11 protein-coding genes are annotated in these 14910 nt (G+C 64.0%); 5 read left to right on the plus strand and 6 right to left on the minus strand.

The features are described 5' to 3' along the window. Positions 1-5 precede the first annotated feature (5 nt). Both M0208_RS18005 and M0208_RS18010 read left to right on the plus strand, forming a co-directional pair. Complete coding sequence (locus M0208_RS18005; protein ID WP_258893040.1) at positions 6-2753, plus strand: [protein-PII] uridylyltransferase; 2748 nt, start codon at positions 6-8, stop codon at positions 2751-2753. A 21-nt stretch (positions 2754-2774) separates the two neighbouring features. Next, a complete protein-coding gene (locus M0208_RS18010; RefSeq protein ID WP_258893041.1) occupies positions 2775-3161 on the plus strand; it encodes a VOC family protein in 387 nt (128 codons plus the stop codon). 51 nt (positions 3162-3212) lie between these two features. Here M0208_RS18010 and M0208_RS18015 read toward each other — a convergent pair whose 3' ends face one another. From M0208_RS18015 to M0208_RS18035, 5 genes are all read right to left on the minus strand, one after another. Beyond that, complete coding sequence (locus M0208_RS18015; protein ID WP_258893042.1) at positions 3213-6026, minus strand: TonB-dependent receptor; 2814 nt, start codon at positions 6024-6026, stop codon at positions 3213-3215. Between the two features lie 242 nt (positions 6027-6268). Further along, positions 6269-6799, minus strand: a complete 531-nt coding sequence (gene infC / locus M0208_RS18020) for a translation initiation factor IF-3 (protein WP_258893043.1) — start codon at positions 6797-6799, stop codon at positions 6269-6271. Positions 6800-6938: 139 nt separating this feature from the next. Next, a complete protein-coding gene (locus tag M0208_RS18025) occupies positions 6939-9758 on the minus strand; it encodes a TonB-dependent receptor (RefSeq protein ID WP_258893044.1) in 2820 nt (939 codons plus the stop codon). Between the two features lie 122 nt (positions 9759-9880). Next, entirely contained in the window at positions 9881-11887 is a 2007-nt protein-coding gene (gene thrS / locus M0208_RS18030) for a threonine--tRNA ligase (protein ID WP_258893045.1), read from the minus strand. Positions 11888-12065: 178 nt separating this feature from the next. Next, the gene (locus M0208_RS18035) at positions 12066-12455 is read right to left on the minus strand and encodes a glycine zipper 2TM domain-containing protein (RefSeq protein ID WP_258893046.1); all 390 of its coding nucleotides are present in this window, start codon (positions 12453-12455) and stop codon (positions 12066-12068) included. A gap of 140 nt (positions 12456-12595) precedes the next feature. On the opposite strand from M0208_RS18035, the gene M0208_RS18040 reads away from it, so the two are divergent. Next, a complete protein-coding gene (locus M0208_RS18040) occupies positions 12596-13555 on the plus strand; it encodes an esterase-like activity of phytase family protein (RefSeq protein WP_258893047.1) in 960 nt (319 codons plus the stop codon). Positions 13556-13627: 72 nt separating this feature from the next. Here the strand turns inward: M0208_RS18040 and rpmB are convergent, their stop codons facing one another. Beyond that, positions 13628-13930, minus strand: a complete 303-nt coding sequence (rpmB, locus tag M0208_RS18045) for a 50S ribosomal protein L28 (RefSeq protein ID WP_258893048.1) — start codon at positions 13928-13930, stop codon at positions 13628-13630. Between the two features lie 138 nt (positions 13931-14068). Here rpmB and M0208_RS18050 point away from each other — a divergent pair, with 138 nt between their 5' ends. Then, complete coding sequence (locus M0208_RS18050; RefSeq protein WP_258893050.1) at positions 14069-14290, plus strand: hypothetical protein; 222 nt, start codon at positions 14069-14071, stop codon at positions 14288-14290. A 65-nt stretch (positions 14291-14355) separates the two neighbouring features. Then, the gene (locus M0208_RS18055; protein ID WP_258893307.1) at positions 14356-14784 is read left to right on the plus strand and encodes a nucleoside deaminase; all 429 of its coding nucleotides are present in this window, start codon (positions 14356-14358) and stop codon (positions 14782-14784) included. Positions 14785-14910: the final 126 nt, after the last annotated feature.

Raw genomic sequence — 14910 nt, forward strand, 5'->3', positions numbered from 1 at the left:
ACCCCATGACCGGCCGCTTCGACACACTCCCCCATCGTCGCGCAATAGTCGACCGCCGCGCGCTCGCCGATGCGTTGGCGGCCCTTGAGGGCACAGACCGCAGCCAGCTCCGACAATTTGCTACCGCAATCCTGAAACAAGCCCTCGACGCAGGCCGAGCGGAAATCGCCCGCCGCCTGATCGAACACCCCTCCCGCGGGCTGGAAGCCGCGAACGCTCAAGCATTCCTGATCGATCAACTGCTCCGCGTCCTGTTCGACTTCGCCACTCAGCGGCTTTACCCGCTCAGTAACCCGACCGCGTCCGAACGCCTCACCCTGATCGCGGTCGGCGGGTATGGGCGCGGGGAGATGGCGCCGTTTTCCGACGTCGACATCGCCTTCCTGACGCCGTGGAAGCAGACGCCGTGGGCCGAACAGATCATCGAATCGATGCTCTACGCTTTGTGGGATCTGGGGCTGAAGCTCGGCCACTCCAGCCGCTCGCTCGACGAGATGGTGCGGCAGGCGAAAAGCGACGTGACGATCCGCACCGCGCTGCTCGAAGGGCGTTACGTCTGGGGCGACGAGACGCTATACGAAGAAGCGTCACGCCGCTTCAAGGCCGAGGTGCAGCGCGGCACCGAACGTCAGTTCATCGCCGACAAGCTGGCCGAACGCGACGTGCGGCACATCAAGATGGGCGACACACGCTACGTCGTCGAACCGAACGTGAAGGAGGGGAAAGGGGGTCTGCGCGATCTCCACGCGCTCTTCTGGATCGGGAAATACGTTTACGACGTTCAACGGGCGACCGAATTGGTCGGGACCGGCCTGTTCACCAGGGCCGAATACCGTCTGTTCCACCGCGCCGACAATTTCCTGTGGGCGGTGCGCTGCCATCTGCACCTGATCGCCGGGCGGGCCGAGGACCGCCTGACGTTCGACGTGCAGCGCGAGGTCGCTGAGCGGATGCGGTTCTCCGACCGGCCGGGCAAGGCCCCGGTCGAACGCTTCATGCAATATTACTTTCTGCAGGCCAAAACCGTCGGCACGCTGACCGGCGTCTTCTTCGCGCATCTCGATGAGCAGTTCGCGGCGCGCGGGCGCCGATTCGGTTTGCCGACGATCCGGCGGCGGCCGGGCAAGCTCAATGGCTTCGTGCTCGATCGCGGCCGGATGGCGTTGCCGCGCGACGATTTCTTCGCCGAAGACCCGGTGCGGCTGATCGAGATTTTCCAGCTCGCCGATCTGCACAAACTGGAGATTCACCCGCTGGCGATGCGCGCGGCGACGCGCGATGCAAAGCTGGTCGACGATGTCCGTGACGATCCGCGCGCGAACGCATTGTTCCTCGATCTGCTGTCGTCGCCGCGCGATCCCGAACTGGTGCTGCGGTGGATGAACGAGGCGGGCGTGTTCGGGCGGTTCGTGCCCGATTTCGGCCGCGTCGTCGCGCAGATGCAGTTCGACATGTACCATCACTACACCGTCGACGAACACACGATCCGCGCGATCGGGTTGCTGGCGCGGATCGAAAAAGGCGAGCTAAAGGAGGATCATCCGTTAGCCACCGCGATCCTCGACCAGATCGTTTCGCGGCGCGCGCTGTACGTCGCGGTGCTGCTGCACGATATCGCAAAGGGTCGCGGCGGGGATCATTCGGTGCTCGGCGCGGCGGTCGCGGAGCGGCTGTGCCCCCGGCTCGGGATGAGCCCGGCCGAGACCGAGACCGTCGCATGGCTGGTGCGGCATCACCTGCTGATGTCGGCCACCGCGTTCAAGCGTGACCTGTCCGACTTCAAGACCATCCTGGATTTCACGGCGGTCGTGCAAAGCCCGGAACGCCTGCGACTGCTGCTGGCGCTGACCGTCGTCGACATCCGCGCGGTCGGCCCCGGAACGTGGAATGGATGGAAACGCCAGTTGCTCGCCGATCTGTTCGAGGCGGGCGAGGAAGTGCTGCGGCTGGGGCACAAGCAGAAGGGTCGCGCCGAGCGGCTAGCCGGCAAGCAGGATGGGCTGGCCGCGACGATGGGCTGGGATGCGGCGACGCTGGCCGCTTACGTGCGGCGATTGCCCGAACCCTATTGGATCGCCGAGCCCGAGGACGTGCTGGCGCACAATGCGCGCTTCGTCGCGGGCGTGGGCGATGCGCAGCTTGCGATCGACGCGCAGGTATATCCGGGGCGCGATGCGACGCTGGTGACCGTCTATGCCGCCGATCACCCTGGCATCTTCTACCGCATTGCGGGCGCGATTCACGTCGCGGGCGGCAACATCATCGACGCGCGCATTCACACGACGCGCGACGGCATGGCGCTCGACAATTTCCTCGTCCAGGATCCGGTCGGGCGGCCGTTTGCCGAGGCGCAGCAGCTCGGGCGGCTGAAGACGGCGATCGCCGACGCGCTGGCCAATCGCGGCCGACTGTCCGATCGCCTCGGCGCGCGCCCGCTGCCGCGAATCCGCGCCGACGCGTTCCGGATCGAGCCCAACGTGCTGATCGACAACAAGGCGTCGAATCGCTTCACGGTGGTGGAGGTCAATGCGCGCGACCGGCCGGCGTTGCTTAATCAGCTCGCCTTTGCGCTGTTCCAGTCGAAGGTGACGATCCATTCGGCGCACGTCGCGACCTATGGCGAACGCGCGGTCGATACTTTCTATCTGACCGATCTGACCGGCGACAAGATCGCCAGCACGGCGCGGCTGAAGGCGCTGGAAAAGCGATTGCTGGACGCCGCGAGCGGGGTCGCGATAGAATTGGCTGCCTGATCGTCAGGTGGGAGAGCCGACATGCCGGTGCTGGGAATAGGCGGACTGTTCTTTCGCTCACGTGATCCCGACGCGCTGAACGCCTGGTATCGCGATCACCTCGGGGTCGGCGCGGGCTGCAACGCGACGGGCGAGGGCGAGCCGGACGAATGGTTCTGGCAGGTGCAGGGCGGTCCGGTCGTGTTCGCACCGTTCAAGGCCGACACCGATTATTTCGCCGCCGACAAGCAGTTCATGATCAATCTGCGCGTCACCGATCTCGATGGGCTGCTCGCATCGCTGCGCGCGGCGGGCATCGCGGTCGAAACGCGCGTGGAATGGGATGCGCCCGAAACCGGACGGTTTGCGCGTATCCACGATCCGGAGAGCAATGCGGTCGAACTGTGGGAGCCGCCCGCAGCGCAATAGAAAAGGCCGGCCCGCGATGAGCGGACCGGCCTCTTTTCTCAGTTCAATCAATCAGAACTTGCCGCGCAACGTCACGCCATAGGTGCGCGGTTCGGCAAGGAACTGCGAGAAGATCTGACGGCCGCCCGGATACTGCGGATCCTGGAATGACGCGGTAGCCGCGCCTTCCTGGAACGGCGAGTTGAAAGCGACCTGCGCATAGTCCTTGTCGAAGATGTTCTGGCCCCAGAATTCGACCGCCCATGCTTCGTTCGGGCCACGGATGCCGACGCGCGCGTTGAACAGCGCGAACCCGTCCTGCTCCTTCTGCGCGAACAGGTCGGAGCCGGTGTTATAGTCGCTCGACATCCGCGTATCGACATAGAACAGGCCCGACAGGCCGCTGCTGCCCAGGTCAGGCGTCCACGCGACCGAACCGGTCACCACCAGTTCAGGCGCGTTCGACAGATTATCGCCCGGCAGTTTGCGCAGCGCCTGGTTGAGTGGTCCGCCGGCATTGTTGCCGACCAGATTGTCGCGGTACTTGGTGTCAGCATAGGTCATGCCCGCCGAAACGCGGAAGTCGCGGATAGGAACGAGCGACGCCTCGAGTTCGACGCCCTGCGACACGACGCCATAACCGACGTTGTCCGCTGCACACGCGCCCGTCGCGGCTGCACCGGCGTTGAAGTTGGGTGCGGCGGCGAACTTGCTTTGATCGCGATCGCCGCCGTTGAGGCTTTCGGTGCAGCCGTTGACGTTCTGCACGATGAACACGGTGCCGTCGAACGTGTTCAGCTGGAAGCTTTTGAACTCCTGGCGGAAGCCGGCGACCGACAGGCTGAACGGACCGGTCGAATATTTCGCGCCGATTTCGAACGCATTCACCTTTTCCGGCTCGAACTGAAGGTTTTGCACGAGCGCCTGTGCGCCGCCCAATGCGGCGAAGGTCGTCGTCGGAACGCCTGCCGAGTTAAGCGCGATCGGGGTCTTCAGCGCCGAGCGGTCGAAGTTGAACCCGCCCGCCTTATAACCACGCGAGAAGCTGCCATACACGAGGAGGTCGTCGATTGGTTTCCATGAGAGGATCGCGGTACCCGTGAACTCGTCTTCGGCGCGCTTGTCCTTGATGCTGACGCCGTTCAGTTCGGCGGTCGAGTTGCCCTGACAACCCAGGCCGATGAGGGCGGCGGCCAACGCGCGTCGTGTCGCGTTCGTGCTGGTCAATGCGCCGGTCAGCGACGATTGCAGCGTCGTACATCCGGTGTTGTCGTTGCCGAAGGTCGCCGCGAAACGCTTGCGCTCGTCGGTGTAGCGCAGGCCCAGCGTCAGGTCGACGCGGTCGGTGAGGTGGATGATGTTATGCGTGAACGCGGCGAAGCTGCGGCTGTTCTGGCTGTAGCGGTCGACCGTCGACCCGCGATTGTTGATCCCGTCCAGCGTCACGAAGCCTGCCGCAATGTCCGGGCCTAGCGACGCCAACGTCGCGGGGCCGACGCCCGGCGCGACGCAACCCGTGCTGGTCGGCGAATAGAGGGCGGCCAGGCCGCCGCCCGAGATGATGCGGCACGTCGCGAAGCGGCCGTACTGGCTGCCGAAGCGCAGGTTGCTCTTTCCGCGGTATTTCTCGTTCGAATAGAAGCCGCCGATCAGCCAGTCGAGCTTGTCGTCGAACAGGCTGCCCTGAAGGCGCAATTCCTGCGTGAAGGTGCGGAACTGGCGACGGTTGTTGCCATCGGCAGCGTTGAACAGAATATCGACCGAACCGTAATCGGTGTCCGACCCCTGCGTGTTGTAGTAATCGCGATAGGCGGTGATCGACGTGAGATTGACCCCGCCCAGATTCCAGTCGAGCTGCCCCGACACGCCCCAATCCTGCGTCGTGCCTTCGTAGTTGCGGCCCGGCGAGACGGAGATGTCGCGCGAATAGCCCTGGTTGAACGCGCCCAGGTTCTGACCCAGGTCGCGCAGCACGTTGATGATGTTGTTGCCGTTCGCGAGGCCGGTCGTGAGCGGCGTGGCGGGATTGTTGAGGTTGCCGATCGCCGGATTGACGCTGTTGTCGACATAGGTCGCCGCGCAGCACGCTTCGGTGCGGCGGCTGTAATCGCCGATCAGGCGGAAGCTGACATCCGATGTCGGCTCGAACATCAACTGGCCGCGAACGAAATAGCGATCGCGGTTGTTGACGTCGGTGTCGTTGGTTTCGTCGCGGTAGAAGCCGTCACGCTTGACGTACACGCCGTCGATCCGCGCCGCGAGCTTCTCGGTGATCGGGCCGGTGACGCTGCCCGAGAGACGCATGAAGTCGTAATTGCCATAGGTCGCTTCGCCGGTCGCGCCGAATTCGAACGACGGCTTCTTGCTGACGATGCTGATGAGACCGGCCGACGAGTTACGGCCGCCGAGCGTGCCCTGCGGTCCGCGCAGCACTTCGATCCGGTCGATCTCGCCGAGTTCGTTCAGGCCGATACCCGAGCGTGAGCGATACACGCCGTCGATGAACACCACGACCGAGCTTTCCAGGCCGGGATTGTCGCCGACCGTGCCGATGCCGCGGATGCGGGGGCTGCCGTTGGCTTCCGAACCGGTCGAAGACACGAGCAGCGACGGCGCGAGCTGGTTCAGCTGACGGATGTCGTTCGCGCCCGACAATGCGAGGCTCTCGGCATTCACCGCGGAGATCGCGACCGGCACGTCGGCCAGCGCCTGCGCGCGGCCCTGCGCGGTGACGACGATGTCCTGCGTATTGTCATCGGCGGCGGGGGCAGCCTCCTGCGCGACAGGCGCGGGCTGGGCGGCGGGCGCGGCGGGTTCGACCTGAGCGATGGCCGGAACGGCGGCGACGATCGAAACACTCGACAGCAGAATTTTGGTCAGACGCATCGCTACCAGCTCTCCCAGGCTTTTTTTGAACATTAGGTATTGAGAGCGCGATTAGAGCGTCAGGCGTGGACGTCGAGATTATTCTTGTTGTCGAATGGGTTTTCGAATGGGGGTGTCGCGCTATGGCCACGAAGAGACCGGTTCGGCCATAACGCTGCGAACGCTTGACGCTACGGCACACAAGAAAAAGGCCGCACGTCGCATCGACGCACGGCCCGCTTCACGCAGAAACGCGAAAAAATTTACTTCGGCGACAGGACCATGAGCATCTGGCGCCCTTCCATCCGCGGATAGGCCTCGACCTTGGCGATCTCGATTGTGTCGGCCTGCACACGTTGCAGAACCGCCATGCCGAGCTGGCCGTGGCTGAGCTCGCGACCTCGGAAGCGCATGGTGACTTTCACCTTGTCGCCTTCGCCGATGAACTCGACGACCTTCTTCATCTTGGTGTCATAGTCATGGTCGTCGATGTTCGGACGCATCTTGATCTCCTTGATCTCCTGCGTCTTTTGCGACTTGCGCGCGAGGTTGGCTTTCTTCTGCGCCTCGTACTTGAACTTGCCGACGTCGAGGAACTTGGCCACCGGCGGGTCGGCGTTGGGTGAAACCTCAACGAGATCGAGCCCGACCTCCTTCGCCTGCTCCATCGCTTCGCGCGTGAACATCACGCCCAGATTCTCGCCCTCGTGATCGATCACGCGAACCTTCTGGCTTTGAATCCATTCGTTGAAGCGGGGGCCGTTCATCGGCGGCGCCTGGTTTGGCCGGCGCATCGTGGGAGGACGTATGGGGGATTCTCCTGCTCTTGTCTGAACGTTCTATATAGGTGCTTCGCGACCAAATCGGAAGGTGCGAAACGCGAACGGCCGCCGCTCGCTTCCGGGCAGCGGTCGAGGGCATGAAACGTCGTGTCTAGAAGCTGCCGCGCACCGTGATGCCGTAGGTCCGCGGCTCTCCCGGAAAACCGACGAACAATTGGTTGGCTGTGCCCGAAAAGCCGCTCGACGCGGGCGATGCGACCGATGCGTAGGTGCCGCTTCCCTGCAGCGGCATATCCGCGCCGATCTGGAAAAATTTCTTGTTCAGCAGATTCTGGCCCCACAGTTCGACGCCGAACCGGCGTTTGTCGGTGTAAAGGCCGATCCGGCCGTTCACCACGACGAAGCCGTCCTGCACCTTTTCGATGTCGAGATCGGAGCCGGTGTTCGTGTCGCTTTGCAGACGCGTATCGAGATAGACGAGGCCGGTCATTCCGGAGTCCCCGATCGGCGGGGTCCAGCTGATCCCGGCGGTCGCCGCGTAGTCTGACGAATTGGATACGTTGTTGCCGGGCAACTGGAACAGCACCGGTGACAGGGGGCGCCCGCGGGTACCGACCAGATCGCTGCGATAAGACGCATTGGTGTAGGTCAGTCCCATGTTGACCGCCAGGTGGCGCACCGGCCGCAGGAACGCCTCGATCTCGAAACCTTTCGATATCACGCCGGGGCGCAGTCGTTCGGATGAGCAGCCGCCCGTGATTGGCGACGCATCGCGGTCCGCGCCGTTCAGATCGTCTTTGCACCCCTGCACGTTGGTGACTTCGAAGTTCACACCATTGAACGTGTTGAGCTGATAATCGGTATATTTCTGGTAGAAACCGGCGAGATTGATGTCGATGCCAGAGCCGTTCCACTTCAGCCCGACTTCATACGCATCGACCTTTTCACTTTCGAACCGCAGGTCGCTGGCTTCGGCGCGACCATTGCCTTGCGTGTTGGCGGGCAGCGCGCGTAGCGTCGCGCAGGCGGCATTCTGGGCGGCCGAACCCGCGGTGATCGAACAATTGCGATCGAGCGCGGAATAATCCAGGTTGAACCCGCCCGCCTTATACCCCTTCGATGCGGAGGCGTAGATCAGCACGCTGTCGACCGGTTTGAACGACAGCACAACCGTACCGGTCACTTCGTCATCCTTGAAACGGGTGCCATCCGATCCCGCGGGAAGGCTGGGCGCGCTGCCGTTGATCGCGCAGGGGAGTGCCGCGAGCGCCTGAAACGGTGAATTGACGATCAGCGAACAGATCGTGTTGGTGAAATTGGCGGCCGCTGCCAGATCCTTGGTTTCCTTCGTATAGCGTGCGCCGACCGTCAGCGTCAGCATATCGCGAATGATATCAATGCTGTTGTGCGTGAAGATGGCGTAATTCTCGCTGTCCTGCCGAAACGAGCTGCCGTTGTTGCCGGTACCGTTGATCGCAAGGTTGGGCTGGCCCAGCGCCGCGGCGATCGATCCGAAACCGGGACGCGCGGGATTGGCGATCAGCGCGCTGAACAGGCCGATGTTGGCACGCCGTGGATCGTTGGCGGGCAACGTGTTCAGTCCGGCGATCGTGGCCTGAACCACGGGCACGTTCACACATGATGCGTTGGACGGCAGCACCGCACCGGGCAGCACGCTGCCGAACAGCGTGCAATTGGCGTATTTCTCGAAATCCTTGCCGAAGCGGATATCGTCCGACACATCCAGCTTCTCGTTCGAATAATAGCCGCCGACCAACCAGTCGAGCCGCCCGTCGAACGCTTCGCCCTGAAGCCGCAGTTCCTGCGTGAACAGGCGGAAGCGGCGATCCAGGTTGAATCGGTCCAGAATGCCCAGCGCGTTGAAATCGCCGTCCTGCCCCTGCTTGTTCTTGTAGTCCCGATACGCTGTGATCGAGGTCAGCGACGCGCCGCCAAGATTCCAGTTCACCTCGCCCGACACGCCCCAATCCTTGCTGTCCGAACGGTATGTGGTGCCCGGCGTCGTCGCTTGCGCGCGCACGAAACGGCCATCGCTGGGCAGCGGATTGTTCGATCCCAGCGTCAGCAACAGCGGGAGCAGGGTGTTCGGGCTTTGCGCTACCGACCCGTCCGGTTGACGGGTCAGATTGCGTACCGGGCCCAGCAGCACGCCGCCGCAGCAATTCTCGTCGCGCTTCGAATAATCGCCGATCAGCCGGATCTTCAGATCTGTTGTCGGTTCGAAAGCCACTTGCCCGCGCACCAGCCAGCGGTCGCGGTCGTTGATGTCGGGTTCGCCCGGCGTTACGTTCTTGATGAAGCCGTCGCGCTGCTGCCACACGCCGTCGACCCGCACCGCCGCGCTTTCGCCGAGCGGTGCATTCAGCGCGCCGTCGACGCGCCAGAAGTCGTAGTTGCCGTAGCTGACCGATCCCTTGCCGCTGAACTGACCGAGTTCGGGGCCTTTGGTGACGATGTTGATCAGTCCCGCGGTGGAATTGCGCCCGAACAGCGTGCCCTGCGGTCCGCGCAACACCTCGACCCGTTCGATATCGCCCAGTTCGGACAGGCCGACGCCGGTGCGGCTGCGATACACGCCGTCGATGAACAGCCCGACCGAGCTTTCGAGGCCCGCATTCTCGCCGACCGTGCCGATCCCGCGGATGCGTGCGGAGAAATTTACCTCGCTCGTCGCGCCCGACACCAGCAGCGACGGTGCGACTTGATTGAGCGCGCGCACGTCGGTCGCGCCGGTATTCTGCAGCGTCGCGCCGGTCACCGCCGAAATCGCGATCGGGACGTCGGACAGCGCCTCCGTCCTTCTCGTCGCGGTGACCAGCACTTCGTCCGGGTCGGTCGCGTCTAGCGGGGTGTCCGGCACCGCCGGCGGCGCGTCCTGCGCCGCCGCGGGTGAAATGGTCAGGAATGTCGCGGACGACAACAGGCACAACGACAGCATCGAACGACGCATGGCATTCCCCTCCCGATCGCGACCTTTTGCGGCCGTCTCGGCACTATTACGCCGAGAGGGGGCAGCGTGTCATTATATGTCCGGCGTTGCGTGTCGTATCCGCACAAGACGCGTCATATTTGTCACACGGCGGTGCCAGTTATCAGATCGGGCGGGGTCGCCTCGTTCCGCAGCCGCGTCACGATCTCGTCCAGCGTCAGGATCGTCTGCGCCTGGCTGCCGAGCGTCCGCAGCGCGACCTTGCCTTCCTCTGCCTCGCGCTTGCCGACGACGATCAGGTTCGGAACCTTCGCCAGCGAATGTTCGCGCACCTTGTAGTTGATCTTCTCGTTGCGCAGATCGGTTTCGACCCGCAGCCCCGCCGCGCGCAGTTGGGCCGCGACCGTCTCCGCGTAATCGTCCGCATCCGACACGATCGTCGCGACCACCGCTTGCACCGGGCTGAGCCACAACGGAAAGCGCCCCGCGTGGTGTTCGATCAAGATGCCGATGAAGCGTTCGAACGTGCCCAGGATCGCGCGGTGCAGCATTACCGGGCGATGGCGATTGCCGTCTTCCCCGATGTACGCAGCGTCGAGCCGTTCGGGCAGCACCGTGTCGGTCTGGATCGTGCCGACCTGCCACGTCCGCCCGATCGCATCGGTCAGGTGGAACTCCAGCTTCGGCGCGTAGAAGGCACCCTCGCCGGGCAGTTCCTCCCAGCCATATTCCTGCGTGTCGCGACCCGCCGCGGCGACCGCATCGCGCAGCGACTGTTCGGACCAGTCCCACATCGCGTCCGAACCGAAACGTTTCTCGGGCCGCAGCGCCAGCTTGATCGCATATTTCTCGAACCCAAGATCGCGATACACCGAATCGAGCAGGTCACAAAACTTGCGGACCTCGCCGATCAACTGGTCCTCGCGCACGAAGATATGTGCGTCATCCTGCGTGAATTGCCGCACCCGCATGATCCCGTGCAGCGCGCCGTGCGGTTCGTTGCGGTGGCAGCAGCCGAACTCTGCCATGCGGATTGGCAGGTCGCGGTAGCTCTTGATCCCCTGTTTGAAGATCAGGACGTGCGCCGGGCAATTCATCGGCTTCAGCGCCATCAGATCGCCTTCGCCCGACAGCACCGCGCCCTCATCCTCGGTATTCGGGATTTCGTCGGGCACGACGAACATGTTCTCGCGGTACTTGCCCCAATGCCCGGACTGCTCCCACTGGCGCGCGTCCATCAGCTGCGGCGTCTTGACCTCTTCATAATCGGCAGCATCGAGACGGCGACGCATATACGCCTCCAACTGCCGCCACAGGATGAAGCCCTTCGGGTGCCAGAACACCGATCCTTGCGCCTCCGACTGGAGGTGGAAAAGGTCCATTTCCGCACCGATCTTGCGGTGGTCGCGCTTGGCGGCTTCCTCCAGCCGGAACAGATGCTGGTCGAGCTGCTTCTTGTTCAGCCAGCCGGTGCCGTAGATACGGCTGAGCATCGCGTTCTTCTGATCGCCGCGCCAATAGGCGCCCGATACGCGCGTCAGCTTGAACGCCTGCGGATCGAGCTTGCCCGTAGAGGCCATGTGCGGCCCGCGGCACATGTCGAGCCATTCGCCTTGGCGATAGATCGTCAGTTCCTCGCCCTCGGGGAGTTCGGCGGCCCATTCGGCCTTGAACGTCTCGCCCTGCTGGTTCCAGCGATCGATCAGTTGCTGGCGCGTCCAGACCTCGCGCACGAACGGTTCGTTGCGAGCAATGATCGCGCGCATCTCGGCCTCGATCGCAGGCAGATCCTCGTCGGTAAACGGCCGATCCTTCGGCGCGAAATCGTAATAGAAGCCATCATCGGTCGCGGGACCGAACGTGATCTGCGTGCCCGGAAACAGATGCTGCACCGCTTCCGCCATCACATGCGCCAAGTCGTGTCGCGTCAGTTCCAGCGCGTCGGCCTCGTCGCGCGCGGTGACCAGCGCCAGATTCGTATCGCGCTCGAACGGCCGGTTCAGGTCGCGCACCTCGCCGTCGATCTTCGCCGCCAGCGCCGCCTTGGCCAGCCCCGGCCCGATCGCCGCTGCGACATCCGCGGGGGTAGTTCCGGGCGCAACCTCGCGGACGGAACCGTCGGGCAAGGTGATGCGGAACATGGCGGACATGATGGGCCTTTGCGTAAGGGTGGATCACGGCGCTTAGGCCGCGTCCGGCGATATAGGCAAGCCGACCCTTACGCACAAACAACGGGCCAGCCCTCCTTTCGGAAGACCGGCCCGCGCCCTCGATACGCGACCAGAGGGAGTTCGGAAGCCGTCACAGGACGGCTAAACTGGTAGAAGGTTAGCGGCAGTAGCGCGGGTTGTTCGACTTCCCGATCGCATTGCCGGCCACTGCGCCACCGACGCCGCCGAGCACCGTGCCGAGCGCGCGGTCGCCGCGGCTGTCGATCGTGCGGCCCAGCAAGCCACCGGCGATCGCGCCGACGATCGTGCCCGTCGTCCCGCTGTTGCAGCGCTGGTTGCGATAGCGGCGGTTGTTGTAGCGCCGATCGTTGCCGCGGTAATCGCGATAGTCGCGACGGTCGTAACCGCGGTCATAACCGTCATAGCCACGGTCATAACCGCGCTCGTAACGGTCGCCGTAGTAACGCTGCGCGTCGGCGGTGGCTGGGACCATAGCGGCCGCGCCCATTGCGAGGGCGGCGCCGGCGAGTGAAAGCTGCTTGAACATCGTAGCGTCTCCCGTGACGAAATCGTTTTCGAAGCGGCGGATGCCGTCTCGATGAAATGGGTTCTGCCCGATTCGCCGCGAACCGATGCTGAATGCGCTCGTTATCGTTCGTTCAGGGATGAAGCGTGTAAGCGGCGGCGATGCGCATCCTCTGGTCGATCCTGCTGATACTGTTGTTCGTCCCGGGGTGGACTGGGGCGGAACGGCTGCCGTTGCTCGATCGCGACGGCGCGGTGCGCGCGCGGACCTGGACGCCCGAAAGCGGCTGGCCGCGGCTTCTCGGCGCGCTGGAGCCTGTCGGCGCGCTGGCACTGTCCAGTTATGCCCCCGCTTTCGGCGGCTTTTCGGCGATCGCGATCCGCAACGGTCGCGCCTCGCTGTTGAGCGATGGCGGGAACCTGTTGCACTTTGCGGTTCGCGGTGGGCGATTGCAGGACGTGCGATCGAGTTATCTGCCCGACGGGCCGGGTACGGGTTGGGAAAAGCAGGACCGTGACAGCGAATCGATGGCGCTGGATCCGGCGACGGGACAGGCGTGGGTCGGGTTCGAGCGCGCCAATGCGATCTGGCGCTACAGCGCGCGCTTTGGGCGCGCCGAGGCTTTTGAAAAGCCGCGCGCGATGGCCAACTGGCGCATGAATAGCGGGGCTGAATCGCTGGTTCGGCTGCGCGATGGGCGATTCATTGTGATCGCGGAACGCGCGCAGCGGCGCGGTGCGCGACGCGGCTTGATCTTCTCCGGCGATCCGACGGCGCTCGGCACCACGGTGTCGTCCTTCGGCTACCGCCCGCCGAAGGGATATGATCCGAGCGATGCTGCGCTTCTACCGAACGGCGATCTGCTGATCCTCAACAGGGGATGGCGATTCCCGCTGACCTTTTCGGCAAAGATCACGCTCATCCCGCGTGTCGCGATCCGGCCGGGGGTGATGGTGACGGGGCGCGAGATCGCGACATTGCCGTCATCGTTGGTAAGCGAAAACTGCGAGGGATTGGCGATCACGCGAGAGAAGGGGCGCACGATGCTGTGGATCGTCACCGACAACGATACGATGCCGGTGCGACGCACGTTGCTGATGAAATTCCGGCTGCGGGTTTGACCTCAAACGCGAAACGGCCCGCCGTCCCATGGGGACGGCAGGCCGTGTCACACCATCGAACGAAGTAGCGTGTTACGCCGCAGTTGCGGTCGTCGTCGAACGCTTCTTGACGACGTCGCGCTTCAGGCGGCGCGCCTTGATTGACAGCTTTTCGTCGCTGGTCTTGGCGAGCCAATTGTCCAGGCCGCCATTGTGCTCGACCGAACGCAGGCCATGCGTCGACACGCGCAGCTTCACGCTCTTTTCGAGCGATTCGGAGATCAGCGTGACGTTCTGCAGGTTCGGCAGGAACACCCGCTTGGTCTTGTTATTGGCGTGGGATACGTTGTTCCCCACCTGCCGGCCCTTGCCGGTCAGCTCGCAGATGCGCGACATGATTTCGTCCTGAATATCGGGTTGCCCGGAAAGCGTGCGCCACTAAACAGGAAGGCGGCGCACGTCAACCCGGCGGGGCCATGCAACCCCGCGGGTCGCACCGACGTTGTTGCGCTATCGTATCAAGGGGATTTGGTCATGCGTGCATTACTCGTTCTGGTCGGCATCGCCTCCCTCGTCGTCGTCGGCGCGATGGCGCTCGGGCTCGTCAACATCGACCAGACCCAGCGCGCGGTGGTCCAGGCGCCGAAATTCGAGGCCGATGTCGCGCGGATCAATGTAGGCACCGAAAAGAAGACCGTCGAAGTCCCGTCGATCACCCTCCAGAAGCCCGCCGACAATACCGCCGCGCCGCAATAACGTCGCGCTAGCGGCGGCGCGCGGGGCAGGGTAGCCCCGCCGCGATGTTTCCGCTCCCGCCCCCGATGCGCGCCGCGCTCGACGCCGCCCGTGATGCGGCGGCGGCGGGGGAGGTGCCGGTGGGGGCGGTGGTGGTGCTGGACGGGCGGGTGATTGCGATCGCGGCCAATGCGCCGCGCACGTTGAACGACCCGACTGCACACGCCGAAATGCGGGCGATCCGGATGGCTGCGGCTACGCTGGGCCGCGATCGGCTGGAAGATTGCGATCTGTGGGTGACGCTGGAGCCCTGCGCAATGTGCGCCGGGGCAATCGCGCACGCTCGAATTGCACGCATCTATTACGGCGCGAGCGATCCGAAGGGTGGGGCGGTGGAACACGGCCCGCGCTTTTTCGCGCAACCGACGTGCCACCACCGCCCCGAGGTGTTCGCGGGGATCGGCGAACGCGAAGCGGGCGAGTTGCTTCGCAGCTTTTTTGCCGAGCGGCGCTGACGGCAATCATCTCACGCCGAGAATTCCCACCTTCCGTTCGTCCTGAGTAGGGCCTGAGCGAAGCGAAAGCCCGTATCGAAGGACATGCCCGGACGCTGTCCTTCGATACGCGTCTTCGACAGGCTC

The sequence above is a fragment of the Sphingomonas sp. SUN019 genome (assembly GCF_024758705.1).
GTDB lineage: Bacteria > Pseudomonadota > Alphaproteobacteria > Sphingomonadales > Sphingomonadaceae > Sphingomonas.

What these genes read in the sequence shown, in the direction of transcription:
- M0208_RS18015 (WP_258893042.1), bottom strand. Translation starts at nt 6,026, where the DNA reads ATGCGTCTGACCAAAATTCTGCTGTCGAGTGTTTCGATCGTCGCCGCC.
- M0208_RS18035 (WP_258893046.1), bottom strand. Translation starts at nt 12,455, where the DNA reads ATGTTCAAGCAGCTTTCACTCGCCGGCGCCGCCCTCGCAATGGGCGCG.
- thrS (WP_258893045.1), bottom strand. Translation starts at nt 11,887, where the DNA reads ATGTCCGCCATGTTCCGCATCACCTTGCCCGACGGTTCCGTCCGCGAG.
- M0208_RS18025 (WP_258893044.1), bottom strand. Translation starts at nt 9,758, where the DNA reads ATGCGTCGTTCGATGCTGTCGTTGTGCCTGTTGTCGTCCGCGACATTC.
- rpmB (WP_258893048.1), bottom strand. Translation starts at nt 13,930, where the DNA reads ATGTCGCGCATCTGCGAGCTGACCGGCAAGGGCCGGCAGGTGGGGAAC.
- M0208_RS18055 (WP_258893307.1), top strand. Translation starts at nt 14,356, where the DNA reads ATGCGCGCCGCGCTCGACGCCGCCCGTGATGCGGCGGCGGCGGGGGAG.
- M0208_RS18040 (WP_258893047.1), top strand. Translation starts at nt 12,596, where the DNA reads ATGCGCATCCTCTGGTCGATCCTGCTGATACTGTTGTTCGTCCCGGGG.
- M0208_RS18005 (WP_258893040.1), top strand. Translation starts at nt 6, where the DNA reads ATGACCGGCCGCTTCGACACACTCCCCCATCGTCGCGCAATAGTCGAC.
- M0208_RS18010 (WP_258893041.1), top strand. Translation starts at nt 2,775, where the DNA reads ATGCCGGTGCTGGGAATAGGCGGACTGTTCTTTCGCTCACGTGATCCC.
- infC (WP_258893043.1), bottom strand. Translation starts at nt 6,799, where the DNA reads ATGCGCCGGCCAAACCAGGCGCCGCCGATGAACGGCCCCCGCTTCAAC.
- M0208_RS18050 (WP_258893050.1), top strand. Translation starts at nt 14,069, where the DNA reads ATGCGTGCATTACTCGTTCTGGTCGGCATCGCCTCCCTCGTCGTCGTC.